We start from the raw sequence: 20,655 nt of genomic DNA, 5'->3' as shown, positions 1-20,655 counted from the left end.
GGCTTTTGTATCCTTGATGAAGGACGTTTAGATTATCTTTTGGCTATGATTATTATATAATTATTGGAAAAGCATCCACAAAAAAACCACTTCCTTAAGTATTTTCAAGGAAACGGTTTCGGTTTCGCCTAGCATTCCATCTTTATTTGTATGCTCGCATTCTATGATTGTTGGGCCACAGCATATGCGAGTGATTTGCTAGGGAGTGTCTTTCCTAGCTTTTTTTGAATGAACAAAGCAGCTTTTTCTATTTTCTTTTCATCTACTCCTGTTTTGATTCCCATGCCATGCAATAAATAGAGAATATCATTTGTAGCGACATTCCCTGCTGCTCCTGGTGCGTATGGACAGCCACCTAGACCACCAATGGAACTATCAAATCTTGTTATACCATATTGCATGGATGTCATGATGTTCGCGATTGCCATTCCTCTTGTATCGTGAAAATGCATGATGATTTTTTCTGATGAATAACGATCTAATACTTTATCCAATAGAGCTTCTACTTGCGATGGGACAGCCGTTCCAATCGTATCTCCAAGTGATATATCATCCACACCGGCATCCACTAAGTGATCACATACTTCTATCACTTTTTCTGGAGTAATTTTTCCTTCAAATGGGCAATCAAAAACAGTAGACACATAACCTGTGACATGTTTACCTGCTGCCTTTGCCTCGCGAATGACTTCTTCTAATACGGGGTATGTTTCAGCAATACTTTTATTAATATTGCTTTTATTATGTGATTCACTTGCTGACATGAATACAGAAGCACCATCAATTCCGGCTTCTAATGCCAAGTCTAACCCTTTTAAATTAGGAACAAGTGCAGAATAACGAACATTTGGATTACGCTTTATTTTCCTCCCTACTTCATGTGCATCTGAAAGTTGTGGAACCCATTTTGGATGTACGAAGGATGAATATTCAATTTCACGGACACCTGTTTCGGACAATTTATTAATCCAAGCGATTTTATCTTTTGTTGGGACACGTTTTTTCTCATTTTGTAATCCATCTCTCGGTCCTACTTCTTTGATTTGTATAAAATCTGGCCATTGTCTCACAATCTTTCCCTCCTCAAAATTGAAATCATATTTATTTCACAAAAATGTATTCGCTTACATCTGCTGTTTTCATAGAAAAAATTTAATCATCGAGTTGCTCTCAATTCCATTATATTCAATTGTGTTTCCTTTAATTCAACATTGTTGAATACAATATATAATATCTCTTCGCATACTGTCAACCATTTTTTAGAAATTATCCGTATTTTCAAGAATATTTCTAAAAAGATGGAAAAAGAGTCCTATTCCCACGGTTAAACTGTGGAAATAGGACTCTTCTTCTTTTATTATTAACCTTCAAATTCCTTCTTTAAAAACTTCACACATACTGCTTCTGGAACATTAATCTCAGAATCAAGTTTGGTTAGTTTTCCCGTTTGTTCATCGCGTTCAAACAAAACAAGGTTTCCAGTATGTTGATTTGCTACGACAATAAATGCTTCACTTGGGTCAAGGGTGAAGTCTCGAGGAAATTCTCCAGCCGTATTGGTATGCTCCACAAAGGTTAAATTACCTGTTGTTTCATCTGCCTGAAAAACAGCAATACTGTTATGGCCACGATTTGCTGTATAAACAAATTTCCCATCTGAAGAAACGTGGATGGCACTCGCATCATTCGTCTCTGTGAAGTCTTCTGGAATCACCCGAAGAACCTGCCTTTCAATAAACGAACCATTACTTGCCTTATAATCAAGCACAATAACCTCTGAACTTAATTCTGTTAGTAAATATGCAGTCTTACCATTCGGATGAAACGCTATATGGCGAGGACCACTACCAGCCTTTGTTTTAAATGTATGTAACTTTATTAATGCTTGATTCTTTTTAATATAAGTTACAAGTTCATCTGTCCCAAGGTCAACAACGAGGACATATTTCCCATCAGGTGTATGGCCCGTAAAGTGAACATGTGGCTTTTCTTGGCGTTCATGTGGACCACGCCCTTCATGTTCCTCAGAGGTAATTTCTTTATGAATACTTCCTTGTTCATTTATTTCATACCATGTAACCGTTCCTTTATGATAGTTACCTGATAATAATGCTTGATCTCTTATATCTACATGACATGGAGGTGCACCTTTACTTAGTTTACGATTCATATAGCGTAATTTCCCGTCCTCTTGAATCTCATAAGAACTAACACCACCCATTTCATCTGCCTGGGCTACCGCATATAAACGCTTTTCATTCTTGCTAATTGCTAAATATGTTGGACTTCCTGTAACGTGAGCAAGCTGAACATCGGTCAATTCTTTAGCCTCTATGTCTAATTCAAATCGATAGATTCCCCTGCTGCTTTTACGAGTGTATGTCCCAACATAACCAATAAATTCCTTCGTCAAATCATGATCTCCCCTTCGTTTATTCACTAATATGTATTTTCCGTCTCTCATTACCTCCCCTATTATAACATGATTAAAATAAGTTCATACCTTTTTTATAGTGGAAATACAGCTTGTGAGTCGTGCGAAAATGCTCTCCCTTTTTGTTGCCAATTTGAACAAGAAATTAAAGTACAACTTCAGTCACTGGGGACTTTACAGCCAGTTAACTCGTGGAAAAGGTAAATCATTCCATATCTTGGACCGTACCGGTGTCCCCATCCTTTAATAAGAATGGGGGACATCCTTTTTTCTTCCACTTCATAATTTGTGACAAATATCACCCACAATTAAGATTATTCAACCTTTTTCTCAAAACAAACCTTCTTGCATTTTGATATCCATTCTATAACTGCCTATATTTTTCCATTCTTTATAGTAATTATTTTTTAATAATAAAACTTATTTGACCTCTATTTTCGTTCATTTTTCCGAAAGAAAATCATCATGTATTAGACATATTTATCCACCCATTAGTGAGATATATCACTCAATACAGTCTAGTCAATTAATACAATGTCATTACAGATAAGGCAATACAATCCTACCTAATCGAATAGTGAAAGGAGAGAAATTATATATTCGATGTTTGTCTAAGCAATAATCAGATTATTGGCTTATCCGTATCTAACATCTAAAACATTTTTACACTGGAGATTTAAATTTTTTTAAAACAAATATTATTTCTAGGAGGGCGAAAAAAATGCTAAGGTTTGTAAAGCTAGTATTTATTAGTTTGTTTGGATTATCGGTTATCTTAGCAGGTTGTGGAACAAAGGAAAATACCAGTGGTAACGAAGGAAATAATCATGAAAAAGATGAAAATGTTGTCTATGCTGCAGAATCAGGTGATGAAAAATACGATGAGTCAGAAGTAATTGAGCCCCATAAAGGACTAAACCAAGAACCGATTCCATTAAAAGTAGAAAGAGTTGGGGAAAATGAAGTAAATGTTGAAATGACTGCACAAATTACAGATATTGAAATTGCTAAAGATGAATGGTATAAAGCATGGACATTTAACGGTGAAGCACCAGGTCCATTAGTTGTAGTAGAAGAAGGAGATGTCATTAATTTTACAATGAAAAATATGGATCCTGCCATTCCACACAGTATGGATTTCCATGCTGTTCGTACAGCACCTTCTAAAAACTTTACAAACGTAGAACCAGATGAAACGGGAACATTCACTTATCCAGCTGATAACCCGGGAGTATTTATGTACCATTGTGGGACAGACCCAATATTATCCCATATTGCAAATGGAATGCATGGAGTAATTATTGTAAGACCAAAAGATGGTTATCCAACAGACGATGAAATTGATAAAGAATTTGTACTCATTCAAAACGAATGGTATAACTACAACGATCTCGACGACTTCACAAACGGAGAACCGAAACATGTTGTATTTTCTGCGAAGGCATTGAAAAAAGGTGATAGAAATACAAACGGAGATACTTTCTCATTATCAGATGAGCCTTTACTTGCAAAGGTTGGCGATCAGGTGCGAATCTACCTTAATAACGTAGGACCTAACGAGGTGAGTTCTTTCCACGTAGTAGGAACGATGTTTGATAATGTCTATCAAGATGGAAACCCTAATAACCATATGAAAGGACTACAAACCGTCATGTTACCAGCAAGTGGAGGTACAGTTGTTGAATTTACAGTTACCGAGGAAGGCAGCTATCCAATCGTGACACACCAATTCGAACATGTGCAAAAAGGAGCAGCCGCTATCTTGAAAGTAACAAAAGATGGTAAAGATGATGGAAAAGCAACAATGAGTCATTAATAATGCTTTTGTAAAAATATGAACTTACTTGAGGTGAGTACATGAGATTGAAATTTACTACCGTGCTCCTATTGTTCCTGTCCTTTATTCTTGTTAACGGAGAAATAACAGTAGAAGCGAAAGAGCATATTGTTAATAATGAAAGCGATTTCCAACATGTGCTAGATCAGGCAAAAGACAATGACGTCATTCTAGTAGAACCTGGAACTTATGAAGGGAATTTTACGATTGATCGTTCTATAACCGTTATAGGTAAAGAAGGAGCTATTATTAAAGGACCTAATCAAGGTGACGTTATTACAGTCAATGCAGACGATGTCACAATAGAAAACCTTCAAATTGAAGGAAGTGGAACACAAAATGCTGGAATTTCCCTTCGATCAAACCGAAATATCATTAAAAACAATAAACTATATGATACTTTTCATGGGGTACTAGTAAAAGATGGCTATGGAAATGAAATAACTAAAAATCTGATTACTAGTTTCAAAGAGACTTCTAATAAAGGATTTGGTGTATATTTAATTAAATCGCCCCATTCAAAAGTAAATAACAATCTCATGTACGGTACAAATGACGGAATTTATATATCATTCTCTGACCTTTGCGAAATCGGTCATAACCAGATTAAAAATGCCAGATATGGCGTGCACACCATGGATTCAAAAAATGTTGTTATTACACAAAATCACATTTCCAATAGTAGAAATGGCTTAATGCTTATGCAAAGCTATAATCTTCAAGTGAACAAAAATCACTTATATGCAAATACAACTGTAGACGGTGCTGGTATGTTCTTATTTGACACATTTAATTCCAATATCTCTGCAAATGTTATGAAAATGAATAATAAAGGCATTTATTTAGAAAATGCAGTGGATAATAGATTTGAATTTAATCTACTTGAAGGTAATGAGAAAGGTGTGGAAATTAGTAAGGACTCTACTGGAAATCAAATCAATCTCAATAATTTTATCGGAAACAACCAACAGGTAATATCTGAAGAGGAAAACGAAAACGAATTTAGTTTTGATGAATATGGGAACTTTTGGGATGATCAACAATCCCTGAATATCAATCAAGATGAATTAAATGACTATGCATATAAAAGTGGAGATGTATTTTATCATTTAATAACTGATGAACCAACGCTTCAAATATTTACTGGAAGCCCTGCAGTTCGATTATGGAATACTGTTGAACAATTTGTACCTTTTCCATCAAAACAGTTCATCATTGACGAACATCCGCTAAACAAACCCGCTTCCATTCAAGTTGAAACAATAGAAACAAGTAAAAAAACGACAACAAATCAAATAGCTTGGAAGCCGCTCATTCTTTTCTTAGGATTTGTATTATTTGGATTAATAATTATGAGATTAGCAAGGAGGAAGCAATATGCGAAATAAATTATTCATGGTCATATTTATAATTACTTTTGGTTTATTAGTTGGTTGTTCAGAAGAAGCTTCTCTAGATCCAGTTTCCATTGATGAAAATGTAGATAGCTGTGATGTGTGCAGTATGGGAATACTCGATGTAGATGCTGCAACACAAGTAATTATGGAAGATGGCGATCCTAAAATGTATGACGATATCGGATGTATGATCACTGATCTACAACAAAATAAAGACATGGCTATAGGTAAGATATATGTACATGATTACAATTCCAATGATTGGATTGAATTTGACAATGCGACATTTATTCAAGATGAGGCTACTCCCACACCAATGAGTTATGGGATTATCGCCTTTGAATCTCAAGAGGAGGCAGAATCTTTCCAAAAAGAAAATGGTGGAGACATATATACAAAAGACCAAATTATAGAAATAGACATTCAAGCATTGAAACAAGAAGACGGACATGACGAACATCACGATCATATGAGTGAGGACGATGAATAAACTAAAAAAGCTATGTTTTATGACAATGCATGAACTACGCCTATTATTAAGAAGTAAATGGTTACTTAATTTCACGATCCTCTTTATAGCGATGGCTGCTTTGTTTTTCTTCTATGGCCTAAAATCAATTGACTCAAATCCAACGGAAGTAAAATATGGCCTTGAATCAATAGGAGAGATTGATACAGGTACAGTAGACCCTTCCTATTTCGGACTGGAAGAATTGCCTAATGAAGATGAACAAAGTGCAGAAACAAACAAAAGTGTCGGCTATAATCGCGCCATTGCCATGTTAATGAATTTGTCACTGTGGTTAATCCCAATCATTAGCTTAATTCTCGGTGCTAATTCGATCATTGCAGATAAAGAAGATGGACGTTTGGCACTTTATAAAACATACCAGATGCCATATATATACTATTTGATTAGTAAATTTATCGCATTATGTCTCTCATTAATTGCCTCGTTAGGAATTGCCTATGGAAGTTTTGGAATAATCATATCTATTGTTGGAGGCGAAATAGAAACATCCTTTTTACTCACCTTTTTAATTTTAAATATATTACTTGTCACTACCTTTTCTGCGATGTCACTTTTGATTGGTGCCGTAAGTGTAACAAGAATGCAAGGATTATCACTTGCTTTATTTATCTGGAGTTTCTTTGTCTTTGTATATGAATTTATCGTTTTCACGGCAATCGATTGGATTCCTTACACACAAAAATTAAAAAGTATACTCGTTTTCGTACTATTAAATCCAATTGAATCCATAAGAGTGTGGTCCATTGAAAAATTAAATGCAAATTACATTTTTGGCCCTGAATTTTTAATCCTTGAAGAATGGGCAAATAACGGCATACTTACCAACTATATTCTACTAACATTTATCATCATGATCATTATTACCTTTATTGTCTCTAATCAATTGATAAAAAGAAAAGGGTGAATTAGATGACTTCAGATGCGGTTCTAACGGTATCAAATCTATCTAAAACTTATAGAAAGAAACGAGTACTCCATCCTGCGACCCTTACTATTCATAAAGGAGAATGTGTTGTACTCTGCGGGGGAAATGGTGCTGGAAAAAGTACATTAATAAAACTAATTACCGGAATTGAAAAACCATCTTCTGGCACATTTGAATTTATGATAAAGAAAAAGAAGCCATTTGGATTTATGCCGGACGATATGAATTTCCCACCAGAACTTACTCCTGTTGAAGTTTTACGTTATTATGGGAATTTTTTAGGTGTAGGGCAGAGTAAAATCAACTCACTCTTAAAACGTGTCGGGCTTTGGGATGTTCGTAATCAAAAAGTAGGTTCCTATTCAAAAGGAATGTCTCAACGTGTGAACTTGGCACAAGCATTATTAGCGGATGTCGATATTTACATTTTTGATGAGCCAACAAATGGTCTGGATCCATACTGGGTCATCCAATTCAAAGATATCATTCGTGAACTAAAAAAAGAAGGTAAAACCATATTATTAAGCAGTCATATTATGAGAGACGTAGCTGAAATATCTGATCGTGTTGTCATTCTTTTTGACGGCATAATGAAAGAAAATGGTAGTCTAGAGGAAATTTATAAACGACAAGAATGTGAAAATTTAGAAGAGGTTTTTCTAAAAATCTTAGAACAAGACGAGACATCAAAAGTTTAAGGATTTTCTTATCATTCAACAGATGAAAGTCTTGTAGCGAATAGTCCCCATTCACCCACTTATAATTCTTGAGTAGCTTGAATTCTTGATGTGGAGATCTTACAGCCAGTTAATCTGCGATAAAGTGAAACTTCAATCAGTGGGAGCTTTCTTCACTCCCACTGATTGTTAGTTGAACGAATCAGTCGTTTACTGGCTATTGATCTACGATAAAAAGAATAGAAACTATATGAATAGCTTCTATTCTCGGTTCATTTATTTTATTATTCTACTTACATCAATATCCATAATCCCAATCCACTTGATCATCACACCATAACACAGATTCGACATTAACAAAGTTTATTTCCTTATTATCAATCGTGCATTCAAATTGGGCACAACCTTCTTGCTGTTTCATTTCCATATAAAGAGAATGGTCTACATCTTCCAAGCAAGTAACTGTTTGATCCTCATTTAAAAGAATTGCTGTCCCTTTCATTGTACACACCATCCTATATATTATATTTTTAATACTTAACCTAGCTTTATTATAGCAAGGTTTTACTTAAAATGAATAAATTTGTGAGGAAATTCACATATTAGTCGAACTTCAAATATTCGTCATAATTTATTCGAAAAGGTTTTTAATGAGAAGAGAAATTAACTCTTGCATTACAAGTTAGCATAGGTTATTATGAACCTATCATGTAATACATGATACCATTTTTTTATTTAAATACCTTGTATGACAAGATACTGATTCTTATATCCCTACTTACGTCTTGAAGTTATCATTTTTAAGCACCTATACCTTGTAATGCAATATATAGAAAAGGAGGTAAATCCTTGTCTACCACACAAATGTTAAAAGGAATTATCGATGGATGTGTTTTAGCAATCATTAAAAACAAAGAAGTTTACGGCTATGAACTTGCAGAGAAATTAGAGGAATATGGCTTTGAGTCTTTTAGTGAAGGAACCATTTATCCGATGTTAATGCGAATGCAACGCGAAGAATTAGTAAGCGCAACATTTAAAAAGTCTACAGCAGGACCACGAAGGAAATATTACTCGCTTACAAGAAAAGGAGAAATGGAATTGGAAAAATTTGTTGCACGTTGGGATGATTTACAAGCAAATGTTCAGCGCGTGCTTCATATGGAATCAGTGGACTAAATAAAAAAAGGAGTGAGAAAATGGATATTCGTCAAAGATTATCAAAGAAAAGCAATAAATTTTTAGAAGACCTTAATGCTTATTTGTTTGCAAAGGGGAAAAACTTTAAAGAGATTGACGTAATTATTGAGGAATTGGAAGTTCATTTACTAGAGGCCGAAAGAAAAGGAAAGCCGATAGAGAAAGTTGTAGGCAATTCGCCTGGGGAATATATGGAAATGATTTCAGAAGAGATGCCTGTTGATTATTCAAATTGGATCAAATATGCAGTCATTATTATCTTAGGTTCATTCACATTTCAAATTTTTATGGATATTTTAAATGGGCCACTCTCCTATTCCATACTTGAGATTGTTGGCGATGTTACAATTTCGATTCTCTTTATACTTCTCACATTAGTAAGCTTTACATGGATAACAAAAAGAGGCATGTCTGATCGAAAAGCTATTTTAGTATTAACACCTGTTATGATTGTACCAGTCGCTATGTTTGTTGGATTGATTTATTTAAATCGTCATGTCGAAACACCTGTTATTCACTTTGGTGTGACTAGTTCATGGCTGATTGTTTCTCTGGCAAGTATTCTTGTTATTGCTATTACGCTCTGGGCAAAGAGTTGGGTACTCGTTGTTATCTTATCACTCTTGATCTTACCAGAATTTCTACTTGGATTGACATCTCTTTCAATCGAAACACAACTAATTGTAAGTACAATCATTTCTTATGGCGGAATCTTTCTTTATATATGGATTGTCTCCCGCCGAGAGAAGTAATCCGGGAGATGTAATGGTTCACTTATTATGTTAATGCCAACTTAGATTTATTACTAACAGATGGTATGTGGAGTGTTCCATCTGGCCACTTTTGATGATTGAAACATGCATCATAATTGACTAGGAAATTCTTGCTTAGAACAGACATTTTAAACAGGCCTGCCGGTACGCCTCCCAACAAAAAAGATCAAGGAATCTATTCACAGAATTCCTTGATCTTTTTTATGACATCCATCTTGGTGGAATGTTTTTATCCCAATACATATCGCCTATGTCATGATGTTTTTCAAAATTATCCTCATTTAAATGATAGTGGAAATTAAACCAATACCCTTCTAATGGACGATTCTCACGGCGTACATGGAATCTGACAATATCCTTTTCATTCCGTTCATCATAGATATTAAAGATCCTCTCTCCTAATCCACGAGCAGGTTCTTCTGTAATGGCATAGTATCTGATTTCATCGTCAGATGCATCTTCCATAACCGATTCTAGTACATCCTCCATAACTGGTAAAATATGAGCTGTAAACTCACCTTCTACTTGATCAATCATACGTGGACCAAATTTCATGAATGCTTGTTCTTTTGCTTGCTCTGTTATCTCATCAATATAGTCCTCTTTTGTAAAAGTGCTCTCTGCAATATCTACATTACTTTCGGTAGGTTCAACATACGAAACGCTTGCATACCTATCCTCTGTAATGGATACAGTAGCATTTTGCTCGTCCACATTTGGTCTTTCTGATAAAGCATCTTTGCTTTCTTCTGCATCAGTCGTTAAGGCGATTGGCGGAACATACATCCCTAGAGTTACAACCGCTACTAAAGCAACCATTATTTTTCGTAACCATAGTTTCATAACAATTACCTTCTTTAATATAGACTTATAGGTTTATTTTAACATGGCCTGTTCTATACGTCTATCATACTTTTTGTTTATTTTTTGTAAATTCCATCTAATCCCATAATTATATTGAATAAAAAAATACCCTAAACTTCATCGGTCTAGGATATTTGTAAATGTTTATATTTTACTAGAATTAAGCGAGATACCCCATGCTTTTTGCGGCATTTTCTAGTTCTTCTCTGAATTTCGGGTGGGCAATTCGGATTAATTCTTTTGTTCTCTCTTGAACTCCCTTACCACGTAAACGGGCTATCCCGTATTCCGTTACAATATAATCAACATCATTTTTCGATGTTGTAACAGGAGTTCCAGCTTGTAGCATTGGAACAATTTTGGAAATGGTATCATTCTTCACAGTGGAATGCATGCAAAGAACCCCGCGACCATTTTCTGCAATTCGCGATGCGATTTGGAAGTCTGCTTGTCCACCAGAAGAGGACCAGTATGTTCCACCAATCATTTCGGAGTTAACTTGACCAAGGAAATCTATTTCTACGGCCGCATTAACAGTTACTAGATTCTTTACTGATGCTAGTTTTAAAATATGGTTCGTCTGATCAACTGGAAGCATATATACATCTTCATTTTCATGGATAAAATCATATAGACGCTGGGATCCAAATGCGAACGTAGCTGTCATTTTACCCTTTTTAAATGGGTTATTTTCATTTGTAATAGCTCCCGCTTCATATAAATCAATTATTTTCTCTGGAATCATTTCCGTATGCACTGTTAAATTACGATGAGACTTCAATTGATCAATAATTGCATTCGGAATGGAACCAAAACCAATTTGAATCGTATCTCCATCATGAATTAAATCAGCTACATATTCACCGATGATACGGTCTTTTTCTGATTCCCTTACAGATGGTGCTGCTGGGATTGGTTGGTGATTCTCCATGAGTGCGCTTACATTAGAGATGTGAATTTTATTTTCTCCATAGGTTCTAGGCATATGTTCATTCACTTCTAAAATAATATCTTTCGCGTAAGGAATCATAGTCGCCACATAATCACAGTTTGTTCCCAATGAAAAGTAACCTTCCTCATCCATTGGTGAAACAACAGCCATCACTACAGGATTTGTTGTAAAATCCTTCATTAATTTAGGTGTATCTGAAAAGTGATTTGGTAATAAGTCAATTTTACCTTCTTTAAAAGCCTTTCGCTCAGAATTACCCATAAAAGTACTTACAATCTGTAACTTCTCCCTATCAACATCAATCACATCACGCGTAGAAAACATTTGAATCAAACGATTTCCAGATAGTTTATCATAGGACTCCAATTGTTTCATTAGCTTATATGGTTCACCTGCTAATATCGGAGTAATAATATCATCACCTGGTTGAATGCATGAAATCGCTTCTTCTGCTGAACATCTTTTTTCCTCATACTGTTGTTGAACATTCATCCTGTTCGCCCCCTCTAATTCAGTTGAAATAATATGGTAAATCAAACAGTACATATCTAGAATACAAAATTATCAACTGTCTGTCACTTTTATTCACTTTTTGTAGAAAAATGTCACAAATTGATGAATAATGAATTATTAATGAACTCCTTTTATCTTAATCAATAAATCTTTTTTATTTGATATAATAAGAATAGATAGAATATAAAGGAGGAGTAATAATGTTTGACTTAAAACCATTTAAAAAGAGAAACGATGATTTGGATTTATTCGAACGTATGCGAACATCCTTTAATGAATTTTTCGATCGCGAGGGAATTGCTCCACTTAATGGTAACTTGAACTCTTTCCGTACAGATGTAAGGGAAACAAAAAAGGCATACTATGTAGAAGCTGAACTTCCAGGATTTGACAAGGAAGACATAACGATTGATTTTGATAACAATTATTTAACCATCCATGCCAAAAGAGATGAAAAAGAAGAAACAAAAGATGAATCAGATAAAATTATTCGTCAAGAAAGGCATTATGGAGAGTTTATTAGACGTTTCTATGTAGATAATGTTGAAGAAGAAAATGTTAAAGCAAAACTGAAACGAGGAATTTTAAAAATAGAAATTCCTAAAAGGGAACCTACAAAGCCTAAAACAAAACGAATTGAAATAGATTAATAGTAAACACAACCATGTCCCATTTCTAGGTGACATGGTTTATTTTATCCCATATTTGCAAAATTGAGCCTATCTGTTAAGATAATAGAGAATAAAATATTAACGTGACCACAAGGGGAGCAACTTGCTGAGAGAGAACATTCTTGTTCTGACCCTTTGAACCTGTTTAGTTAAAACTAACGTAGGGATGTGGTGAATATCTTACGGAAAATATGCGATCAATGCATTTTAAGTAGTGTCGGCTTACTTTAAATACCGTAATCTTTTCACTATGTCTCCCTTATAGTGGTTCACATTAGAGGGGGCATTTTTTTATGAAAAAATTTAATTTACAGACCTTAATCGAAATTGCAATCTTTGCTGCTTTTGCAATGGCATTGGATATCCTTCCATCGTTTAAGCCGCATCCATCCATTTCGATTTCTTTTGCAATGATACCTATTTTCATTATCGCATTTCGGAGGGGATTCGCCGCTGGGGTCATATCCGGTTTCTTATGGGGTATTTTACAAATTACTTTGGGTGATGCTTATATTCTTACACCAACACAAGCATTTATTGAATACATCATCGCATTTTCTTGTGTAGGTTTTGCTGGGCTATTTTCAAACGTTATTAAAAACAGCCTAGTAGAGAAGAAAATGACAACTGCTATCACATGGATTGTTGTTGGTACATTTGTCGGAAGTGTAATCCGCTACTTCTGGCATTTTCTTGCTGGAGTTATTTTCTTTAAAAAGTATGCAATTGAAGCAGGAAAAGCGCCGGTTATTTTCTCTTTAACGATGAATGGAATTACATTTATTGGTGCATTTATTACTTGTGCTATTCTATTATCCTTACTTCTAGCAAAAGCACCAGCTCTAGTTACAAATGCTCGCTCATCTACGAGTAGAAAAGCGGCATAATCATAGAAAGGAAGCTCGAAAACTCCGCAATCTATATTTTGTTTCATGGATTGAAAAATCAATTATGCCGAAACATTTTAATGAATGAAGATACACAAGCAACCTAGTAGTAAAAAAGCCATATTTTCCATAGTACAAAAGATTCATTTTTCTCTCTTTTTACAACTAATCAACATTTACCTATTCCATTATGAAACCTTTTCGTGTAGGATACGTACGTATGAGTGTAAAATACATTGAAGGAGTGTTTTAATTTGAAAAAAATCATAATGTTATTTACTGCTATCTTACTATCTTTTGGGTTAGTTGCTTGTCAAGACTCCGCAGATCCTGTTGAAGGTACAAAAGAAGTGAGTGACCTAACGGCCGAAGAAGTGTATGAGAAAACCTTAAAAGCATCAGAAGATATGAAAAGTGCTGAAATGGTTATGGATTTAACACAAAAAATAGAAGTACCTTCTGAAAATGTGGCAATGGATACAACAACTAAAACGGATGCCAAGATGACAATGGACCCATTAACAATGTATCAAAAAGGGAAAGTTAAAATGGAAATGGAAGGCACTCCTATGGAGATGGACATCGAAATGTATATGACTGAGGATGGCATGTACATGTTTGATTCAGAATCAGAAACATGGTTAGAAATGGGCGATATGATTCCTGATGAATTACTGAACCAACAACAAGATCCAGCAGAACAAGTTAAAATGATAGAAAAATTTGTTGATAATCTAGAATTTAAACAAACAGATGATGCATATGTTCTAGAACTTACAGCAGATGGCGACAAATTTAAAGAGTTAACGGAAGATTTAATGAATCAATTTATGCCAGAAGAATTAATGACAGAAATTGAAAATGCTGAAGAAAATCCTCTAGAAGACATGGAAATTAATAAGCTATATTATGAATTACATGTTGATAAAGAATCTTATGATTTAAAATCCTTTAATATGGAAATGGATATGGCACTAAAAAATGATGAAGGCGAAATGAATATCAGCCAAAAGGCTGAAGCTGAATACAAGAATATCAATGGTGTTGATCCAATTGAGGTTCCACAAGAAGTGATTGATAAAGCAGAAAGCCTATTTTAATTAATGGAGTACTAGTTACTAGTTTTATCCAAGGGACTGTCATGAGACAGTCCCTTTTTTCTTCCTATATAATAAGGAAGGAAACAGACTCTTTTTCACAAGATATTCGTCACTCGCTCATGGAATTTTTACATTATTTGTTATCTTATTCATTTACCATTGACAATTTCCCTTTCTTCATGGAAAATATGGAGTAATTATTTTTTTCAAAAAAGAAAGAAAGCAATATGTAGAGAGGAGCATTTATTTGAACCAACGTGAGCAATTTTCAACAAGATTAGGTTTTATTTTAGCAACAGCTGGCTCTGCAATTGGACTTGGAGCCATATGGAAGTTCCCTTATGTAGCTGGTCAAAATGGAGGGGGAGCTTTTCTATTTATTTTCATTGTTTTCACGTTTATTCTTGCTCTTCCATTAATGATGGCGGAATTTGCAATTGGGAGAACTGGTGGAGAAGATGCGGTCACCTCCTTTAAAAAAATTGCCCCAAACACAAAATGGCATTGGGTTGCTATTCTTGGAATGATTACTTGTTTTATTTTATTATCCTTCTATAGTGTCATTGGTGGCTGGGTGATAACGTATTTAGGAAAAGCGATGACAGGATCATTAAATGGACTCCATGCAAATGAATATGCATCCGTGTTTGAACAAACGATTGCCAATCCATGGATTAGTCTTGGGGTTCAACTTATCTTTATTTTAATTACAATCCTTGTTGTTGCCAAAGGAGTTCAAGGTGGGATTGAAAAGGCTGCAAAAATTATGATGCCTGCTTTGGCCATTTTATTTATCATTCTTGTCATTCGCGCGTTAACATTAGATGGAGCTGGAAAGGGACTTGCCTTTTTATTTCAACCAGATTTTTCAAAGTTGACATCGAAGGCTGTTCTTGATGCGATGGGTCAATCCTTTTTTACGCTAAGTATTGGGGTTTCCGTAATGATTACGTATAGTTCCTATTTGCCAAGGACTGAGAACTTACCACGTTCTGCTGTGTCCATCGTAAGTATGAATATTATGATCGTACTATTAGCAGGACTTGCTATTTTCCCAGCAGTTTTTTCATTTGGACTAGCTCCTGATGCTGGACCAGTGCTTTTATTTCATGTCCTTCCTACAATATTTAGTCAACTACCTTTAGGAATGTTCTTTTTTACTGCTTTTTTGATTGTTTTTTTATTTGCAGCGTTAACAAGTGCTTTTTCCATGTTGGAGATTATTGTCTCTGTTTTATCAAAAGGAGATTCGATGAAGCGAAGAAAATATGCATGGATAATTGGAATTGCCATCTTTATATTTGGTATTCCCTCTTCACTGTCCTATGGTGTGTTAAGTGATATAACTATTTTTGATAAATCATTCTTTGACCTAGCAGATTATGCGGTTAGTAATATTCTCATGCCGCTTGGTGCACTTATGATGGCAATCTTTGTTTCTTGGAAAATGAAGAAATCAGTGCTGTTCGAACAGTTAAGTAGTGGTAGTAACATCAGCCGAGGTATTTTTACAAGTTGGTATTATCTATTACGATATGTAGCCCCTGTTTTAATTTTTGCAGTTATGCTTGATGTATTAGGGGTATGGGATAAAATCCTGTAGAACAACATCTCGTCCTTTCTATTACAATCCATTTCTATCTTCCAATTAGATAGAAATGGATTTTTTATTTGCCGAATTTACACAACCTTTACAATCGCTTTATACTTCCTTAATATTATCCACCTATACTGGTATTTGAATAGAGATATTTCCTAATAAAAAAGGGGAGGACATTATTTATGAAGTTGAAAAATATTTTGTTAGCCTTAATCATCGCTGCTATGGCATTTGTAATGGTAGCATGTCAGGAGGCAAGCTCAGAGAAAGAAGACGAAAAAGAAGAGACCAATACAGAGGAAAATGCTTCAGACAATAATGAAGAAGAAAACAAAGAAGAAACAGCAGATTTAGAAGGTAGTGTTGTAATTGACGGTTCTGGAACAGTATTCCCACTCATGTCTAAATTAGCTGAGAATTATATGACAAATGAACAAGAAGGCGTGTCTGTCGAAGTAAGCCGTGCAGGAACAAGTGCTGGTTTCAAAAAATTCCTAGTAGAAGATGGAACAGACTTCAATGATGCCTCCCGTCAAATTAAAGACGAAGAAAAGGCTAAAGCAGAAGAACTTGGTATGGAAGTAAAAGAATTAAAAGTAGCTTTAGATGGTCTTACATTTGTTATTAACAAAGAAAATGATTGGGCAAAAGAAATGACAGATGAAGAATTACGTAAAATCTTTTTAGCAGATGGCGGTGTAACTAAATGGTCTGATATTAATCCAGACTGGCCAGATGAAAAGATTAACACATACGGTCCTAACGAAAACCACGGAACTTATGAATTTTTCTATGAAAATATTTTAGAAGAAAAAGATTTAGTAGAAGATGTTAACTTACAACAAGAATATTCTACACTTGTCAAAATGATTGAAGAAGATAAAAACGGAATTGCATTCTTCGGATTTGGTTACTATGTCAATAACACAGATAAATTACAAGCAATACATGTTGACTTTGGAGATGGGCCTGTTGAACCTTCTCTTGACACCATCGCAGAAGATGGAGATTATGCAGATTTCACAAGACCGGTATTTACTTACTTAAATGTTGATCTTGCAAAAGAAAAAACACATGTTTTAGACTACGCTCTTTATGTCATGAACAATGTAAATGAAGTAGCTGGTGAAGTTGGTTTTGCTCCAATCCCTGATGAAGAAGTACAAGAAAGTATTGATTTCTTAGAAGGGCTTAAATAATCAAGAAGCAAACATATATGATGACAAGATGAGGACATTCGTTCTCATCTTGTTCCTTTACTAGAACTCTATCATTCTACTATGGTGTGAAAGGAAACTTATGATGCAAACGAATCGCGAACCTGTTCATGTACAGGAACTCATTGCAAAGAAAAAACAATCTAAAAATCTATTCCTTAAATTTGAAAAATCTATCCCAGTTATCTTATTTCTCATTGCTAGTATTTCTATATTAACGACAATTGGGATTATCTATACATTGCTTAGTGAAACAATTGAGTTTTTCCAAGAAGTATCTATTGTTGAATTTTTCACAGGAACAGTATTAAAGCCGCTTAGTCAAAATCCGAAGTTCGGTGTCCTACCACTTATTACGGGAACACTTACTTCTACGCTTATTGCTATGCTTGTAGCTGCACCAATTGGATTGATGACAGCAATTTATTTAAGTGAATTTGCATCCGAACGTATTCGAAAAATATGTAAACCATTATTAGAAATATTGGCTGGTATTCCAACCATTGTCTATGGTTTCTTTGCATTTACTTTTGTAACACCACTACTAAAGCATATCATCCCAGGACTAGAAACAACCAATATTCTTAGTCCAGGTATTGTAATGGGAATCATGATTATTCCAATGATTGCATCCCTTTCAGAAGATGCCATGACTTCTGTCCCAAATGCCATGCGTGAAGGTGCTTTAGCACTCGGTGCAACGAAATTAGAAGTTGCAACACGAGTTGTTATCCCTGCTGCTTTTTCTGGAATTGTTGCTTCTATTGTACTCGCTATCTCAAGAGCGATTGGGGAAACGATGATTGTAACGATTGCAAGTGGAAGTTCCAAAAGTTTCACATTTGATATTACCGAGTCCATGCAAACGATGACAGCCTATATTGTTGAAGTCACTGGTGGAGATGCACCAGCAGGATCTACCATTTATTATAGTCTTTACGCTGTTGCCATGACTTTATTTGTTTTTACATTGCTAATGAATCTATTTGCTCGTTATATATCAAAGAAATTCAAAGAAGATTATTAATTTATATGTAATCAATGGAATTCCTTAGGAGGAAAGTCATTATGAAGTATGTTGACGCTGGGCAAGTACAAAAGCGGATGAATTTTCGACTTTTATTAAACGCATTTTCAAAGGTCATCTTTTTTCTTGCCACTATTTTCGGTCTCGTTGTTCTAGGTATTTTAATCTATCGCGTGCTCAGTGATGGAATTAGCTGGATAAATATTGATTTTTTAACTGGGAAACAATCAACAATGCCTGAGAAGGCGGGTATCTTAGGAGCCATTCTTGGTACGCTCTGGTTAATGGTCGTTGTTGCCCCAGTGACCATGTTTTTCGGTGTTGGTACAGCCATTTATTTAGAGCTATACGCTAAAAAAGGGCGCTTTCAATCCTTTATCCAAACCAATATTGCCAATCTTGCTGGTGTCCCATCTATTGTTTACGGAATTTTAGGAATGACGGTTTTCGTTCGTGCTTTAGATATGGGTAATATTGTCCTTGCAGGTGGTTTGACTATGTCCCTACTCATTCTCCCTATTACTATTGTCGCCAGCCAAGAAGCCATTCGTGCGGTACCTAATCACTTGGGGGAAGCTTCTTATGGTATGGGAGCAACCAAATGGCAAACCATTAAAAATATTATCTTACCAGCTGCATTACCAGGTATTTTAACAGGTGCAATTCTCTCCCTGTCACGTGCAATTGGAGAAACAGCACCACTTGTCGTTATTGGTATTCCAGCTTTACTAATTCCATTTCCTGGGAGTATTTTTGATAAATTCACTGTTTTACCAATGCAAATCTATTACTGGACATTAGATTCATCTCTCGTAGAAGAATATGCCTATTTAGCAGCAGCAACCATTATTGTTTTATTATTTGTCCTTCTCTTACTAAATACAACGGCTATTGTAATACGAAATAAATTTCAAAAAAGATATTAATATTAAAAGGAGCGAATAAATGATGAGTGCAATTACTGTTATGGAACAACCGAAAGTAAAACAACGTTCAAATGTAGAGGTCTTACGTACTGCTGAACAAGAAAAAGATGTTGTTTTTGATACGCAAAACTTAAACCTATGGTATGGTGACACACAAGCATTGAAAGATATTGACCTATCGATTCGTGAAAAAGAAGTTACTGCCATTATTGGCCCATCCGGATGTGGAAAATCTACCTATTTAAAAACATTAAACCGTATGGTAGAACTCGTCCCTACTGTTCGAACAACAGGATCCATTCAATATAAAGGAAAAAGTATTTTTGACCGTTCTTTACGTGTAGAGGAGTTACGTACACAGGTTGGCATGGTTTTTCAGAAACCAAATCCATTCCCAAAATCTATCTATGAAAATATCGCATATGGACCAAAGATTCACGGTATTAAAAACAAGATGATTTTGGATGAAATTGTTGAAAAAAGCTTACGTGGGGCTTATATTTGGGATGAAGTAAAGGATCGTTTACATGATAATGCTTATGGCCTTTCTGGAGGGCAACAACAACGCTTATGTATTGCGCGCTGCCTTGCTATTGAACCAGATGTCATTTTAATGGATGAGCCGACATCTGCATTGGACCCTAAATCCACACTAAAAGTAGAAGAATTAATTCGCGATTTAAAAGATGATTATGCCATTGTCATTGTTACACATAATATGCAGCAAGCAGCGAGGATTTCTGACAGAACAGCATTTTTCCTAGAAGGTGAAGTAGTAGAATATGATAAAACAGATGTCATTTTCCACGAACCACAAGATCGCCGTACAGAAGATTATATTAACGGTCGCTTTGGTTGAGTCCTTTTTGTTGTAACATACAATACCCTCTTTTATTTTATATAGATGAGCCCAGAAACACCCACCACTTGTTTCTGGGCCCTAATTATTTTCTCCTATTTTTTAAATTTACTACTCTTTTATTGAATGTATAAAGAGGCTGGGACAAAACTAGCTCAAAATAGTATAAAAAATGGTTCCAAGCATTAAAAATTGCTCGGAACCATTTTTTTGTATGGTTATTTCCATCATCTATCATGGATTTGTTCTTTATGGCGGTAACCT

At 35.1% G+C, this 20,655-nt stretch carries 20 protein-coding genes and 1 riboswitch; of the genes, 15 read left to right on the top strand and 5 right to left on the bottom strand.

Annotated elements, in window-relative coordinates; all coding sequences use genetic code 11:
- Positions 1-161: 161 nt before the first annotated feature.
- Both FHP05_RS03610 and FHP05_RS03605 read right to left on the bottom strand, forming a co-directional pair.
- The gene (locus FHP05_RS03610; RefSeq protein ID WP_147665883.1) at positions 162-1,070 is read right to left on the bottom strand and encodes a hydroxymethylglutaryl-CoA lyase; all 909 of its coding nucleotides are present in this window, start codon (positions 1,068-1,070) and stop codon (positions 162-164) included.
- 290 nt (positions 1,071-1,360) lie between these two features.
- Positions 1,361-2,413 (bottom strand): lactonase family protein, encoded by a 1,053-nt coding sequence (locus FHP05_RS03605; protein ID WP_191126220.1) that lies wholly within the window; start codon positions 2,411-2,413, stop codon positions 1,361-1,363.
- A gap of 742 nt (positions 2,414-3,155) precedes the next feature.
- Here FHP05_RS03605 and FHP05_RS03600 point away from each other — a divergent pair.
- Genes FHP05_RS03600 through FHP05_RS03580 form a run of 5 tightly spaced genes read left to right on the top strand, consistent with a single transcriptional unit; the run spans position 3,156 to position 7,823 of the window.
- The gene (locus tag FHP05_RS03600; protein ID WP_147665881.1) at positions 3,156-4,250 is read left to right on the top strand and encodes a multicopper oxidase domain-containing protein; all 1,095 of its coding nucleotides are present in this window, start codon (positions 3,156-3,158) and stop codon (positions 4,248-4,250) included.
- A 41-nt stretch (positions 4,251-4,291) separates the two neighbouring features.
- Positions 4,292-5,659, top strand: coding sequence for a nitrous oxide reductase family maturation protein NosD (gene nosD / locus FHP05_RS03595; protein ID WP_147665880.1), 1,368 nt, complete (start codon positions 4,292-4,294; stop codon positions 5,657-5,659).
- Positions 5,649-6,158: a nitrous oxide reductase accessory protein NosL gene (locus tag FHP05_RS03590; protein ID WP_147665879.1), complete on the top strand. Its 510-nt coding sequence runs from the start codon at positions 5,649-5,651 to the stop codon at positions 6,156-6,158. Before nosD ends, FHP05_RS03590 begins: the two co-directional genes overlap by 11 nt.
- Positions 6,151-7,104 (top strand): ABC transporter permease subunit, encoded by a 954-nt coding sequence (locus FHP05_RS03585; protein ID WP_147665878.1) that lies wholly within the window; start codon positions 6,151-6,153, stop codon positions 7,102-7,104. Before FHP05_RS03590 ends, FHP05_RS03585 begins: the two co-directional genes overlap by 8 nt.
- Before the next feature lie 5 nt (positions 7,105-7,109).
- Positions 7,110-7,823, top strand: a complete 714-nt coding sequence (locus FHP05_RS03580) for an ABC transporter ATP-binding protein (protein WP_147665877.1) — start codon at positions 7,110-7,112, stop codon at positions 7,821-7,823.
- Positions 7,824-8,100: 277 nt separating this feature from the next.
- On the opposite strand, the gene FHP05_RS03575 is transcribed toward FHP05_RS03580, so the two are convergent.
- On the bottom strand, positions 8,101-8,304 hold the full coding sequence (locus FHP05_RS03575) for a hypothetical protein (RefSeq protein ID WP_147665876.1): 204 nt from the start codon (positions 8,302-8,304) through the stop codon (positions 8,101-8,103).
- Between the two features lie 347 nt (positions 8,305-8,651).
- On the opposite strand from FHP05_RS03575, the gene FHP05_RS03570 reads away from it, so the two are divergent.
- Together FHP05_RS03570 and FHP05_RS03565 are read left to right on the top strand one after the other, a co-directional pair.
- Positions 8,652-8,981 carry a PadR family transcriptional regulator gene (locus FHP05_RS03570; protein ID WP_191126219.1) on the top strand — a complete coding sequence of 110 codons (330 nt, stop codon included), beginning with the start codon at positions 8,652-8,654 and terminating at the stop codon, positions 8,979-8,981.
- 20 nt (positions 8,982-9,001) lie between these two features.
- Entirely contained in the window at positions 9,002-9,754 is a 753-nt protein-coding gene (locus FHP05_RS03565; RefSeq protein WP_147665875.1) for an HAAS domain-containing protein, read from the top strand.
- Positions 9,755-9,976: 222 nt separating this feature from the next.
- Here the strand turns inward: FHP05_RS03565 and FHP05_RS03560 are convergent, their stop codons facing one another.
- Together FHP05_RS03560 and FHP05_RS03555 are read right to left on the bottom strand one after the other, a co-directional pair.
- Positions 9,977-10,618, bottom strand: coding sequence for a YpjP family protein (locus tag FHP05_RS03560; protein WP_147665874.1), 642 nt, complete (start codon positions 10,616-10,618; stop codon positions 9,977-9,979).
- 181 nt (positions 10,619-10,799) lie between these two features.
- Positions 10,800-12,083, bottom strand: a complete 1,284-nt coding sequence (locus FHP05_RS03555) for an acetyl-CoA hydrolase/transferase family protein (RefSeq protein WP_147665873.1) — start codon at positions 12,081-12,083, stop codon at positions 10,800-10,802.
- Positions 12,084-12,304: 221 nt separating this feature from the next.
- On the opposite strand from FHP05_RS03555, the gene FHP05_RS03550 reads away from it, so the two are divergent.
- The 8 genes from FHP05_RS03550 (at position 12,305) to pstB (ending at position 20,391) form a co-directional block, all read left to right on the top strand.
- Positions 12,305-12,754 carry an Hsp20/alpha crystallin family protein gene (locus tag FHP05_RS03550; protein WP_147665872.1) on the top strand — a complete coding sequence of 150 codons (450 nt, stop codon included), beginning with the start codon at positions 12,305-12,307 and terminating at the stop codon, positions 12,752-12,754.
- A gap of 103 nt (positions 12,755-12,857) precedes the next feature.
- Positions 12,858-12,959, top strand: a riboswitch (TPP riboswitch).
- Positions 12,960-13,068: 109 nt separating this feature from the next.
- Positions 13,069-13,662, top strand: coding sequence for an energy-coupled thiamine transporter ThiT (gene thiT, locus FHP05_RS03545; protein WP_147665871.1), 594 nt, complete (start codon positions 13,069-13,071; stop codon positions 13,660-13,662).
- Positions 13,663-13,916: 254 nt separating this feature from the next.
- Entirely contained in the window at positions 13,917-14,762 is an 846-nt protein-coding gene (locus FHP05_RS03540; RefSeq protein WP_147665870.1) for a DUF6612 family protein, read from the top strand.
- Positions 14,763-15,009: 247 nt separating this feature from the next.
- Positions 15,010-16,365: a sodium-dependent transporter gene (locus FHP05_RS03535; protein WP_147665869.1), complete on the top strand. Its 1,356-nt coding sequence runs from the start codon at positions 15,010-15,012 to the stop codon at positions 16,363-16,365.
- A gap of 179 nt (positions 16,366-16,544) precedes the next feature.
- Complete coding sequence (locus tag FHP05_RS03530; RefSeq protein WP_147665868.1) at positions 16,545-17,561, top strand: PstS family phosphate ABC transporter substrate-binding protein; 1,017 nt, start codon at positions 16,545-16,547, stop codon at positions 17,559-17,561.
- Positions 17,562-17,661: 100 nt separating this feature from the next.
- The gene (pstC, locus tag FHP05_RS03525; RefSeq protein ID WP_147665867.1) at positions 17,662-18,606 is read left to right on the top strand and encodes a phosphate ABC transporter permease subunit PstC; all 945 of its coding nucleotides are present in this window, start codon (positions 17,662-17,664) and stop codon (positions 18,604-18,606) included.
- 41 nt (positions 18,607-18,647) lie between these two features.
- The gene (gene pstA / locus FHP05_RS03520; protein WP_147665866.1) at positions 18,648-19,532 is read left to right on the top strand and encodes a phosphate ABC transporter permease PstA; all 885 of its coding nucleotides are present in this window, start codon (positions 18,648-18,650) and stop codon (positions 19,530-19,532) included.
- 40 nt (positions 19,533-19,572) lie between these two features.
- Positions 19,573-20,391, top strand: coding sequence for a phosphate ABC transporter ATP-binding protein PstB (gene pstB / locus FHP05_RS03515; protein ID WP_407923421.1), 819 nt, complete (start codon positions 19,573-19,575; stop codon positions 20,389-20,391).
- The last annotated feature ends 264 nt before the right edge of the window (positions 20,392-20,655 follow it).

Origin of the sequence: Cerasibacillus terrae (assembly GCF_008039555.1) — a bacterium.
Lineage (GTDB): Bacteria > Bacillota > Bacilli > Bacillales > Amphibacillaceae > Cerasibacillus > Cerasibacillus terrae.
The sequence above is the reverse complement of the archived record's forward strand: the minus strand, read 5'-3'. Positions and strand labels throughout refer to the sequence as shown.